This is a genomic window from Myxococcus sp. CA056 (assembly GCF_013336715.1).
Lineage (GTDB): Bacteria > Myxococcota > Myxococcia > Myxococcales > Myxococcaceae > Myxococcus > Myxococcus llanfairpwllgwyngyllgogerychwyrndrobwllllantysiliogogogochensis.
Genome location: NZ_JABUMT010000006.1, coordinates 353,544 through 365,569, shown reverse-complemented (window position 1 = coordinate 365,569; position 12,026 = coordinate 353,544). Strand labels below are relative to the sequence as shown.

11 protein-coding genes are annotated in these 12,026 nt (G+C 67.3%); 1 reads left to right on the top strand and 10 read right to left on the bottom strand.

The window, feature by feature from the left end; translation table 11 throughout:
- Positions 1-76: 76 nt before the first annotated feature.
- The gene (locus HUA76_RS26195) at positions 77-1,447 is read left to right on the top strand and encodes a hypothetical protein (RefSeq protein WP_174462382.1); all 1,371 of its coding nucleotides are present in this window, start codon (positions 77-79) and stop codon (positions 1,445-1,447) included.
- A 24-nt stretch (positions 1,448-1,471) separates the two neighbouring features.
- Here HUA76_RS26195 and HUA76_RS26190 read toward each other — a convergent pair whose 3' ends face one another.
- The 10 genes from HUA76_RS26190 to rpoC form a co-directional block, all read right to left on the bottom strand.
- Entirely contained in the window at positions 1,472-2,476 is a 1,005-nt protein-coding gene (locus HUA76_RS26190; RefSeq protein WP_174458977.1) for a carbohydrate kinase, read from the bottom strand.
- 35 nt (positions 2,477-2,511) lie between these two features.
- Positions 2,512-3,246, bottom strand: a complete 735-nt coding sequence (recO, locus tag HUA76_RS26185; RefSeq protein WP_141642639.1) for a DNA repair protein RecO — start codon at positions 3,244-3,246, stop codon at positions 2,512-2,514.
- An 8-nt stretch (positions 3,247-3,254) separates the two neighbouring features.
- Entirely contained in the window at positions 3,255-3,641 is a 387-nt protein-coding gene (locus HUA76_RS26180) for a helix-turn-helix transcriptional regulator (RefSeq protein ID WP_174458975.1), read from the bottom strand.
- Between the two features lie 19 nt (positions 3,642-3,660).
- Positions 3,661-4,422: a social motility TPR repeat lipoprotein Tgl gene (gene tgl / locus HUA76_RS26175; RefSeq protein WP_174458974.1), complete on the bottom strand. Its 762-nt coding sequence runs from the start codon at positions 4,420-4,422 to the stop codon at positions 3,661-3,663.
- A 42-nt stretch (positions 4,423-4,464) separates the two neighbouring features.
- Entirely contained in the window at positions 4,465-4,929 is a 465-nt protein-coding gene (locus HUA76_RS26170) for a social motility and stimulation tgl protein (RefSeq protein ID WP_141642642.1), read from the bottom strand.
- A 28-nt stretch (positions 4,930-4,957) separates the two neighbouring features.
- Positions 4,958-5,689, bottom strand: coding sequence for a hypothetical protein (locus HUA76_RS26165; RefSeq protein ID WP_174462381.1), 732 nt, complete (start codon positions 5,687-5,689; stop codon positions 4,958-4,960).
- A 126-nt stretch (positions 5,690-5,815) separates the two neighbouring features.
- Entirely contained in the window at positions 5,816-6,559 is a 744-nt protein-coding gene (locus HUA76_RS26160; protein ID WP_174458972.1) for a lytic transglycosylase domain-containing protein, read from the bottom strand.
- Positions 6,556-6,906 carry a phasin family protein gene (locus tag HUA76_RS26155; RefSeq protein ID WP_141642645.1) on the bottom strand — a complete coding sequence of 117 codons (351 nt, stop codon included), beginning with the start codon at positions 6,904-6,906 and terminating at the stop codon, positions 6,556-6,558. The genes HUA76_RS26160 and HUA76_RS26155 overlap by 4 nt, the downstream gene beginning before the upstream one ends.
- A 170-nt stretch (positions 6,907-7,076) precedes the next feature.
- Positions 7,077-7,562, bottom strand: a complete 486-nt coding sequence (locus HUA76_RS26150) for a hypothetical protein (protein ID WP_141642646.1) — start codon at positions 7,560-7,562, stop codon at positions 7,077-7,079.
- Positions 7,563-7,779: 217 nt separating this feature from the next.
- A complete protein-coding gene (gene rpoC / locus HUA76_RS26145; protein WP_141642647.1) occupies positions 7,780-11,994 on the bottom strand; it encodes a DNA-directed RNA polymerase subunit beta' in 4,215 nt (1,404 codons plus the stop codon).
- Positions 11,995-12,026 lie beyond the last annotated feature (32 nt).

The following is a 12,026-nucleotide window of genomic DNA, read 5'->3' as shown; positions in this document are numbered from 1 at the left end:
GAGCAGGCGCCACCACTCCGACATGAGCGGCCCGTGCGCCTTGTATCCGACGGATGGGCCTTTCTAGCCTGTCCGCATGAACTCGATATTCAGGCTTTCATCCGCCCTGTGGCTCGTGGCCCTGGTGGCGGCATGCGATGGCGGCACTGGGGCGGAAGTGGCCACGCCGGCGGAGCCTCTCGCACGGATGCAGCCTCTCGAGCTCAATCGCCGCGAATGGACCGCGACCCATGGCGGGGTCGACGGGTTTGGAGACCTGGCGGTTCAACCGGATGGCCACACCGCGCTCGTGGGCACGGCGAACTCGGACATTCTCGTCGCGCGGTTCGACCCACAGGGGCAACGCTTATGGAGCCGGCGATTTGGCGACGAGAACTACCAACAGGCCACGGGCATCACCGTCGACTCGGAGGGCAACCTGGTCATCACGGGTGACTACTGGGGCTTGCTGGACTTTGGAGGAGGCCCGCTGCCCTGCCGTGGCGAGCCCGGCTACCCCCGCGCCTTCGTGGCGAAGTTCGCGGCCTCCGGCGAGCATGTCTGGAGCCGGTGCTTCGGAGATGGTGGGCAACAGCAGACGGGCACGCTCGCTGTGGCATCCGACGGAGACGTGTACGTGAGCGGCTACTTCGCGGGCTCCGTCGACTACGGCGACGGGCCGATTCCGGCGAAGGGGCTCTTGAACCAGTTCGTCGTGCGGCTCGCGGGAAGCAGCGGAGCGCCCGTGTGGAACAACCTCTACGAGGCGGGTCCCGTGAGCACCCTCGCCTCGCTGGCGGTGGACGCGGAGGGCAACCTCTTCATCAGCAGCGGCTATGTGGACACGCTGTCGATCCATGGCGTGCCCTGGCTCTCCGTACCGGGCTTCAACGTCTACGTGCTGAAGCTGGACGCCCATGGCGAGCCCCTCTGGGCAAAGAGCTTCGGCCCGCTGAGAAACCAGACCTTCTGGCGGCTGGCCGCGGACCCGTCGGGCAACGTCGTGGCGACGGGCGCGTTCATCGGCACGGTGGACCACGGAGGAGGTCCCCTCTCGAGCGGCGACGGCGATGTGTTCGTCGTCTCGCTGGATGGCGAGGGCCACCATCGCTGGAGCCGGAGCTTCGGCGGCCCGGGCTTCGACTGGGGCTATGACGTGGACGTCGACTTCGCGGGGAACGTGGTCGTGACGGGCTCGTTCAGCACATCCATCGACTTCGGCGAAGGGCTTCTGACGAGCGCGGGCGGCGAGGACATCTTCGTGGCGAAGCTGGGCCGCGATGGAGAGACGCGCTGGGGTCGCGCCTTCGGCGACGTCGGCAATCAATCCGCGATGCGCGTGGGAAGCGTGGGGCTGCGAGATGTCGTCCTGTGGGGGCGGCTCGTCGGCACCCTCGACTTCGGCTCGGGCCCGGTGACGGGGAGGTCCTCGTCGGACAGCTTCGTGACGAGAATCACCCCACCGTAGGCGAGCCCCATGCCCTGTCGCGCCTCAACGAGCGACGGGGCGCGAAGGCCACACCGCCGTGAGTTCTTCCGCGCGAGGCAGTCCCTCCACCGCACCCGGCTTCTCGACGACACGGGCGGCGACTTCGCAGGCGAACGTTGTCAGTGCCACGAGTTCCTCGCGCGTGGCGGACTCCAGCGCGCGGGCGCCGCCGTACCACCGCACCAGACCGTGGAGCAGCGCCGCGACGAAGCCGTCCCCTGCTCCGGTGGTGTCCACCACCCGGGCCCGTGGCGCGGGGACATGAACCCGCTCACCTCGCCACAGGAAGAGTGCGCCGCGCTCGCCCAGCGTCACCACCGGCAGCCGCACGCCGAGGGACGACAGTCGCGTCAAGGCCTCCTCGGGAGACTCCGTGCCCGTGACGAAGCCAATCTCTTCCTCGGACAGCTTCACCACGGTGCACAGGGGCAACATCCGCACGAGCAGCCCCTTGAGCTGCTCCGGGTCCTCCCACGCGTGCAGGCGCAGGTTGGGGTCGCAGCTCACGATACGGTCCGCGTCACGAGCCAGGGTGAGCATCCGCACCGTGGCCGAGCGGGCCTCATCGCGCTGCAAGGAGTTGGAGCCACAGTGCACGGCCCGAGCCTGGAGCAGGAAGTCCGCGTCCACGTCGGTGTCGCCCAGGAGGAACTCCGCGGAGCGCGTCCGGAAGAAGGTGAAGCTGCGTTCACCTTTCGCATCCAGGGAGATGAACACCAGCCCCGTGCGAGCGTCCGGTGTCTGGCGCAGGTGGCTCACATTCACGCCCTCGTGAGCGAGTCGCTCGCGCAGGAAGTGGCCGAACTCGTCCGCACCCACCACGCCCAGCATGGCGGACCGAAGCCCCAGCCGAGCCAGCCCCACCGCGACGTTGGCGGGCGAGCCACCCGGACAGGGATGCCACGCGGCGACCTCGCGCACGCGCTTGCCCTGTTCGGAGGGAAGGAAGTCCACCAGCGTCTCACCGAAGCACACCACGTCCAGCGGCGACTCCTGCCCTTCGCTCATGGTTTCTCCCGAGTGGCGCGCACCGCGCCCCGTCGTCAGTCCAGGCCCACCTGGGCCATGAAGTCCACGCTCTTGAGGCGGCGCCCCAGGTGGTGGGCGATGAAGACGTTGAGCAAGCCACGGGCTCGGGCGCGCAGGTCAGCCGGGAGCGGCGTGCGCTCGCCTTCCTGAAGCGCGCGCAGTCCGGAGAGCAGGGCCGCGGGGATGAGGACGGCTTCGCGTGCGCGCACGCTGCACGGCTCGCAGACAGCGCCACCATGAGCCTGGTCGAACCGGGGACGCTCTCCGGGTTCGCCACCGCACAGCGAGCACGCATCGAAGCGCGGCATCAGGCCCGCGTGGGCCAGCGCCGAAAGCTCGAAGGCCAGGAGCGACGTGGGGCCCGCTTCCTTCGCATCCAGGCGGCGCAGGTAGTTCTCGAGCAGGAAGAAGAGCTCCGGCTGCGGCTCGTGGTCGCGAGTCAGCTCCCGGCACAGCTCCACGGCGTACAGGGCGCGGGCGATGAGCGACAGGTCCTCTCGCGCGGCGTAGTAGCCGGCGACGATGTCCGTGGTGTCCAGCCGAACGGTGGAGCCGCGCGTCTCGACGATGTGCACCCTCAGCCGCATGAACGGCTCCAGCGCACCCGCGAAGCGCCGCTTGCTCTTGCGAGCCCCCGCGGCGAAGGCCGTCAGCTTCCCATGCTCGCGCGTCAGCAGCGTGACGAGTCGGTCAGCCTCGCCGTAGTCCACGGTGGACAGCACGAGCGCATCGTCGTCGTAGCGCTCCATGGCGTCCTTCAACGCGCGAGCGGAGAAGGAAGCTTCCCGCTCAACACGAGGAACAGATAGACACCGAGGGCCAGGGCCACCAGGAGGACGGACAGCCCCACGTAGGCCCGCTTGCGGCGCTCCTGCTCGAGCTGCGCGGGCGACGGAGAGGGCACCGAGCGGTCCACCTCTTCGTAGCGCAGCACCGCCTCCTCGGGGGACAGGCCGATGACCTGGGCGTAGGCCTTGATGTAGTTCACCACGAAGATGCGTGAAGGCAGCCGCTCCACCTGCCCCGCTTCCAGGGCGGCGATGAGCGTCGGGGGAATCTTGGTCTCCCGCGCGACGTCCTCCAGGGACATGCCCCGGAGGTCGCGCTGCTGGCTCAGGTACTTGCCGAAGTCGACGTGGTCCACGGTACGTCCAGATAGCAGACTAGAGCTTTTCGAGCAGCCTTCGGCAGTCGTCCTTCATCTCCTGCTCGCTGGACTTCGCCTTGGCCTCGCAGAACTCGAAGGCCTGCTTGGCGGCATCCGCCTGCCCCTGCTTCGCCAGACAGACGCCTTCGCGCATGTGCGCTTCGGCCGCTTCTGGACAGTTCTCACGGAAGCGGGAGAACTGCCGGCACGACTCATCCAGCTTGCCCGTCTCGTCGTAGATGATGCCCAGGTTGCGGTAGCCCAGGCAGAATCCGGGGTTGGTCGTCACCGACGCCTTGAGGCTCCCCACCCCGCGCGCCGTGTCGCCCTTCTTGTAGAGCGCCCAGCCCAGGTTGGCCTGGGCGATGTAGGGCGTCACGTAGAGCATGTCGTTGAGGACCTGCTCGTAGAGCTTGATGGCCTCGTCGTAGCGCGCCTGGTCCAGGTGGACGTTGGCCAGGTTGGTCCGGGCCTCGGAGAAGCCGGGCCGCACCTTCAGCGCGTGCTCGTAGTGCCCCACCGCCTCGGCCGGCCGGCCGAAGGCCATGTGCAGGAGGATGCCCATGGCGTTGTGGGCCTCGGGGTAGTCCGGGTCATTGTCCAGGGACACCTGCAGCTCGCGCAGCGCGTCCTGGAGGTGCCCCTGCTGCTGGGCCTGGAGCGCCAGGTCGTAGTGAATCTCCGCGCTGCGGCGCTCCTTCTCCGTGGGGGTATGGACACAACCGGAGAGCGCCAGCACGAGCGCGAGGGAGCAGGAGGCTGAGGCGAGGCGGAGCATGGGAGCGGTTCTCGACGGCGGGAAGGAAGTGGGAGACGGGATTCAGAAGGCCGCGAGGAACCGGCCCAGGGTGGTGGTGACGTTCTTCTTCTCCTCCGCGCGCGCCTTCACCGCAGGCACGAGCTTGGGGTCCTTGAAGAAGACCGGCAGCGCCTTGAGCATTTCGTCTTGCTGCTCCGCAGGCTGCGCGCGCCAGTTGGCGTCATCCATCATGAAGCCAAGCGACTCGACGAAGGCGAGCGCCTCGCCCTCGTCGTCGCGGTACTCGTCCGCCGTCATGTTGCGGCGGCCGGACAGGTACACTGCGCAGTCCTCGGCCTCGGAGAGGTAGAGGTAGACGAAGACGGCTGCCCCCTGCCCTCCGCGGAGGCCCACGACGAACGCCTGTGACGGTCCGGCCTGCTTGCCGGGGATGGCCACATGCGGCGTGTTGAGCGAGGTGTGCAGCGCGAGGATCTGTTCGCGCGTCGCGGGAAGGCCGCGGTAGCGCTCATCCAGGTTGAACACGACGTGTCTCTCCGTGGCCCCTCCCCCGTCAGCGCGTGGTGAGGGTGAATTCCTGTGTGACGTCCTTCGACTCCGCCGCCGTCGTCTGGAAGCGGATGAGGGGGTTGTCGATCATCACGTTCCCGCCCCCCTCGTTGCCCTCGCCGATGATGACCCGGAACACGTGCTTGGGCGAATCGCTGCGCCTCGAGCCCGTGCTGACCTTCCGCGCCATCAACATCACCTGGTTGCTCCCCGGCTGCAGGTGCTTGGTGACGTCGACGACCACCTGGTCCTCATTGCCACGCAGCTTCCGGAGCCAGCGCGAGTTGACGTACACATCAATGTCGTACTCCGTCATCCCCGGCACCGTCTGCTCCGTCACCAGCCAGTAGCGCTGGGTGATGCGCCCTGGCGTCGTGGCCACGGCGGGGGTGGCGGCAGCGGGAGGAGTCCCCTGCGCGGCGGCGGGCACGGCCATGGCCTGCGGCGTGGAGGGTTGCGCGGCGGCGGGAGTCGCCCCGGGAGTCGCGGGCGGCGCGGCGGCCTGCGCGGGAGCCGTCGGAGGAGGCGTCGCGCTCGACGTCGATGCGCGGTAGCCCGGTGCGTCGATGTGGATGTTGCCGGCCTCGTCGATGCGGACGGTGGCCTTCTCGAACTTCTGGTTGGTGACGCCGTCGATCAACACACCGTTGAGGTAGACGGAGCCCGCAAGGGCCCCCAGCGGGGACAACGCCACCATGGCGGCGGCGAGTGCCGCGCTCGAAAACGGGCGATTCATGTAGTCACTCCTCGGAATCTCCAACAGTCCCGGGCACTTGCAACGCTTAGCGCACCCTGGGGAACGGGACAAGGCGCACATGTACCCGCTTGGAGCGGGCATGCGGCTCGGAGATTCACTGACGCGTCAGGGCGTCGGCTCGGCGATGGGGACCTCGCGCTGCGCCAGGGCCCAGTCTCCACCCAGGCCATGGCCCTCGCGGAAGCGGCGGAAGTCGCGTCGCACGGCCCGCGGGTAGCGCCGGAAGCGCTCCAGCTCGCCCTGCTTGATGGCGTTGCGGATGCGGGTGGGACCGGCGTTGTAGGCCATCAGCGCCAGCTCCAGGTCGCCACCGAAGCGGTCCTGAAGTGAGCGCAGGTAGCGGATGCCCAACCGGACACAGAGCGCGGTGTCCGCCGTCACCTCTTCCCGGGACAGGCGCAGCCCTTCCTTCTCCGCCAGGAAGTGGAGCGTGCTGGGCTTGATCTGCATCAGCCCGCGCGCACCCTTCTCGGAGACGGCTTCTTCGGCGAAGTCGGACTCCACGTCGATGAGGGCCAGCACGAGCAGCGGATCATACCCCGCCGTCCGAGCCTCCTCCGCGATGGCCTGTCCCAGCTGCCGCCGCAGGGTGAGCCCCAGGTCCGGCGCGCGGCGGGACAGCACGATGTCGATGAGGGAGGCTTCCGGAGAAGCACTCTCGGCCCCCACGCGCTCGGGGACGACGGGCTGCACCGGACGCTCTTCCAGCAGCGGCACCAGCCGCGCGGACATGACGAGCGCCACCCCTGCCAGCAAGGGGAGTCGGGAGCAGCCGGAACTCAGGGCGTGGAGAGATTCGAAGAACCGCGTACCGAAAGACCTCCCGCCCGTGTGGGCGGGGGCCTTCACTTACGTTGCTCCAGGGCCTGGATGCGCTCGGCCAGGCGGTCCAATCGGGAACCAAACGCCTGAAGTTCCTCGCGGCGGGGCAGCTTCATCCGGGTCAGCGCGGTACGGACCTTGTCTTCCACGTTGTGCTCCAGGTCCTTGCGGTGACCCGCCAGCCGGTCCGAGAACGCCTGGGCCTGACGCTTCACCTCGTCCTGGCTCCAGCCCGCCACGGCCGCCACCCGCTGTACGGCCCGGGAGGCTTCCTCTTCGGCGGTGTTCACGGCCAGGAGCGCCTGACTCCAGATGCGCTCAAAAGTTTCCGCGACAGGGTTCTTCTCTCGGGGGGCCTCGGGCTTGTTGTCCAATGGGTCTCTCCGGGAGGGGGTGCACCAGGCAAGCAAGCCTGGAACAGTCGAACGGACCTGCCACGTAATCACACCCCCGGGGTGAAGGAAACGAGAACGAGCCCCCTGCCCTGCTCCGTGTCCACTCGTGGAGTAGGTAGGGGGCACCAACCGTCAACCACGCGGCGCTCTCAGGCGCGCGGCGTGGTCTCGGAACCCTTCGCGGCGCCGTTGCGGCGGATGGGCTTGAGCAGCGCGTCCACCTTGCGCGACAGCTTGGACAGCTCCTTGTTGATTTCCTGAAGCTGGGACTGGCTGGCCACGCCCACCGTCTCCACCACCCTGGCCTGCAGCCCATCCAGACGCTTGCGCAGCTCCGTGCCGGCCGCGTTCACCTTCGTGCCCAGCTCCTTCACGCGGGGGTCCGTCAGCAGCTCACCCGCCTGGAACTTCGTCCACAGCGACTGCGCCTCCTTGGTGGCCTCCACGCGGCGGGCGTCCAGCGCCTTCACCACCTTGCCGGCCTCGCCCTCCAGCTCCTCGATGCGCTTTTGCGCATGAGCGAGCTGGGCCTTCAGGAATACTTCCACGTTCGAAAGACCGCTCTTCACCGCCTCGGCGCTCGCCTCGGTCGTGGTCGTCTCGTTCTTCGTCGCCGCCTGCTTCGTCGTGGCCATGTCGTCTTCCCCTTTTCAGTCCTGGCGTCGCCGGGGGCTCACCCGGCGTGTCAAAAGTCTTCGCGCAAAACTTAACGCAGCGCGCCATCACCGTCAAGACCAACGTCCGGGAAGTCCGGATTTACTGGGGGCATAAAATGAAACCGCCGCCCCGGTGCGAACACCGGGGCGGCGGAGGGAAGCAGGTCGGCACGCCCAGGGGGGCGGCCGGTGGGCGCTAGGCGGCGCCGGTCGTCTGGGTGCCTTCCGAGCGCTGGGACGGCGGGGCCAGGGGGCCTCCGTCGCCATGGGCGCCAGCCAGAGCGGCCTCCATCTCGTTGACCTCGTCGGTCGGGCTCTCCACCTCGATGTCGAGGTGCTTGTAGTTCGGCAGGCCCGTGCCGGCGGGGATGAGCCGGCCCATGATGACGTTCTCCTTGAGGCCGCGCAGGTAGTCCACCTTGCCGTTGATGGCGGCCTCGGTGAGCACCTTGGTGGTCTCCTGGAAGGAAGACGCCGAGATGAACGACTCGGTGGAGAGCGAAGCCTTGGTGATGCCGAGCAGCAGCGGCTCACCCACGGCCGGGCGCTTGCCCTCGGCCATGATCTTCTCGTTCTCCTCCTCGAACACCCACTTCTCGACCTGCTCGTCGACGAGGAAGTTGGTGTCGCCCACGTCGGTGACGCGCACGCGGCGGAGCATCTGCCGGACGATCGTCTCGATGTGCTTGTCGTTGATCTTCACACCCTGGAGTCGGTAGACCTCCTGCACTTCGTCCACCAGGTAGCGAGCGAGTTCCTTCTCGCCGAGCACCTTGAGGATGTCGTGCGGGTTGGCCGCGCCGTCCATCATCGCCTCGCCGGCCTTCACGCGGTCGCCGGAGTGGACGCTGATGTTCTTGCCCTTGGAGATCAAATACTCCTTGGCCAGGTCCGTGCGCTGCTCGCCATTCACCTCGGGGGTGATGATGAGCTTGCGCTTGCCCTTGGTGTCCTTGCCGAACGACACCACGCCGTCGATCTCCGCGATGGCCGCGGCGTCCTTCGGCTTGCGCGCCTCGAAGAGCTCGGCCACGCGGGGCAGACCGCCCGTGATGTCCTTGGTCTTCGTCGTCTCGCGGGGCACCTTGGCGAGCACTTCGCCCGGGTGGATCTCATCGCCGTCGTTGACGGTGATGATGGAGCCCTGCGGCAGGAAGTAGCTCGCCGGGTTGCGGGACGAGGGCAGGTCCTTCGTGTTGCCCTGGGCGTCGCGGATGGAGACGCGCGGACGCGCTTCCGGATCCTTGGACTCGATGATGGTCTTCCGGGACAGACCGGTGACCTCGTCGAGCGTCTCGGACATCGTCACGCCTTCGATGATGTCCTCGTACCGGACCGTGCCGCCGACCTCGGTGAGCAGCGGAATCGCGAACGGATCCCACTCGGCCACGAGCGTACCCGGCTCGATGCGCTGCCCTTCCTTGATGAGGATGCGGGCGCCGTAGATGATCTGGTAGCGCTCGCGCTCACGGCCGGAGTCGTCGACCACGACGAGCTCGCCGTTGCGGTTCATCGCGACCAGGGTGCCATCCACCTTCTGCACCGTGGTGAGACCCGCGAACTTCACCTTACCGGCGTAGCGGTTCTCCAGGCTGGACTGCTCCGCGCGCCGAGTCGCCGCGCCACCGATGTGGAAGGTGCGCATCGTCAGCTGCGTACCCGGCTCACCGATGGACTGCGCCGCGATGACGCCGACGGCCTCGCCCACGGACACCTTCCGGCCGCGGGCCAGATCACGTCCGTAGCACTCCACGCAGATGCCGCGCTTGGCCTGGCACGTGAGCACCGAGCGGATCTTCACCTTGTCCAGACCGCTGTTCTCGATGCGGCGGACGCGCTCCTCGTCGATCTCCTCGTTGGCGCGCACCAGCACCTCGCCCGTGACGGGGTCGAGGATGTCATCGAGGGCCACGCGGCCCAGGATGCGCTCGCCGAGGGGCTCGATGATCTCTCCGCCTTCGACCAGGGCGCCGATGAACAGACCGTCCATGGTGCCGCAGTCGTACTCGTTGATGATGGCGTCCTGCGCCACGTCGACGAGACGGCGGGTGAGGTAACCGGAGTTGGCCGTCTTGAGCGCCGTGTCCGCCAGACCCTTGCGAGCGCCGTGCGTGGAGATGAAGTACTGCAGCACGGAGAGGCCCTCGCGGAAGTTCGCGGTGATGGGCGTCTCGATGATTTCGCCGGAGGGCTTCGCCATCAGGCCGCGCATACCGGCCAGCTGGCGAATCTGCTGGGCGCTACCACGCGCGCCAGAGTCAGCCATGATGTAGATGGGGTTGAACGAGGGCTGCTTGCGCGACTCGCGCTTGCCGTCCTTGTCCCCGGAGGTCTCCTCCTGGGAGATCTGCTGCATCATCTCCTGGGCGACCTTCTCGGTGACCTCGGCCCAGATATCGATGACCTTGTTGTAGCGCTCACCGTCGGTAATGAGGCCCTCGAGGTACTGGTTCTCGATCTCCGCCACTTCCTTGCGCGCGTAGTCCAGGAACTCCTGCTTCTTCGCAGGGATGATCATGTCCTTGAGCGCGATGGAGATGCCGGCGCGGGTCGCGTTGTAGTAGCCGAGGCTACGGATGCGGTCCGCGAGCAGCACCGTCTCCTTCTCGCCGGTGAGGCGGTAGCAGAGGTCGATGAGGCCGCCGAGCGACTTCTTGTCGAGCACCTTGTTGATGGCGTCGAAGCCCACGCGGCGCGGCACCACTTCCCACAGGAGGACGCGGCCGACGGTGGTCTCCTTGCGGACACCATCGATGCGGCAGACCACCTTCGCCTGCAGGTGCACCTCGCCGTGGTCGTGCGCGGCGCGCACCTCGTCGGGCGAGCTGAACACGCGACCCTCGCCGTTGGCGAACTCGCGGGCGCGGGTCATGTAGTAGATGCCGAGCACCATGTCCTGCGTCGGGACGATGATGGGCTTGCCGTTCGCGGGGCTGAGGATGTTGTTCGTCGACATCATCAGCACGCGGGCTTCCATCTGGGCTTCGATGGAGAGCGGCACGTGCACGGCCATCTGGTCACCGTCGAAGTCGGCGTTGAACGCCGCGCAGACGAGCGGGTGCAGCTGGATGGCCTTGCCTTCGATGAGCACGGGCTCGAAGGCCTGCATGCCCAGGCGGTGCAGCGTGGGCGCGCGGTTGAGGAGCACCGGGTGCTCGCGGATGACGTCCTCGAGGATGTCCCAGACCTCGGGACGCTCCTTCTCCACCATCTTCTTCGCCGACTTGATGGTGGTGACGTAACCCTTCTCTTCGAGCTTGTTGTAGATGAACGGCTTGAACAGCTCGAGCGCCATGATCTTCGGCAGGCCGCACTGGTGCAGGCGCAGCTCGGGACCGACGACGATGACGGAGCGGCCCGAGTAGTCCACGCGCTTGCCGAGCAGGTTCTGACGGAACCGGCCCTGCTTGCCCTTGAGCATGTCGGACAGCGACTTGAGCGGCCGCTTGTTCGGGCCGGTGATGGTCTTGCCACGGCGACCGTTGTCGAACAGCGCGTCCACCGCCTCCTGCAGCATCCGCTTCTCGTTGCGGATGATGATGTCAGGGGCGTTGAGCTCCTGGAGGCGCTTGAGGCGGTTGTTGCGGTTGATGACGCGACGGTACAGGTCGTTCAGGTCGGAGGTCGCGAAGCGGCCACCGTCGAGGGGAACGAGCGGGCGCAGGTCCGGCGGAATCACCGGAATCACGTCCAGCATCATCCACTCGGGCTTGTTTCCGGAGACGCGGAACGCCTCGGCCACCTTCAGGCGCTTGGCGTACTTCTTCCGCTTCGCCTCGCTGGTGGTCTCGCGCATGTCCTTGCGCAGGTCCTCGGACAGCCGCTCCACGTCCAGCGCCTTGAGCATCTCGCGGACGGCCTCGCCGCCCATGCCCGTGGTGAAGGAGTCCTCACCGTGCTCCTGGTAGAGCCGGTGCATCTTCTCTTCGCTGATGAGCTCGCCCTTGGTCAGCGGCGTCGACTTGGGGTCGAGGACGATGTAGCTCTCGCAGTAGAGGACCTTCTCCAGCTCCTTGAGCGTGATGTCGAGCAGGTTGCCGATGCGGCTCGGCAGCGACTTGAGGAACCAGATGTGGGCCACCGGCGTGGCCAGGGTGATGTGACCCAGGCGCTCGCGGCGGACCTTCGACTGGATGACCTCCACGCCGCACTTCTCACACACCACGCCACGGTGCTTCATGCGCTTGTACTTGCCGCAGTTGCACTCGTAGTCCTTCACCGGCCCGAAGATGCGGGCGCAGAACAGGCCGTCACGCTCCGGCTTGAACGTGCGGTAGTTGATGGTCTCCGGCTTCTTCACCTCGCCATGGGACCACTGGCGGATCTTGTCGGGCGACGCCAGCGCGATGCGGATGGCGTTGAACGACAGCGGGTCCTTCGGCTTCTCGAAGAAGTTGAAAATGTCCTTCACGTTGCCTCCGAAATCTCGTGAGGCGTCCCCCG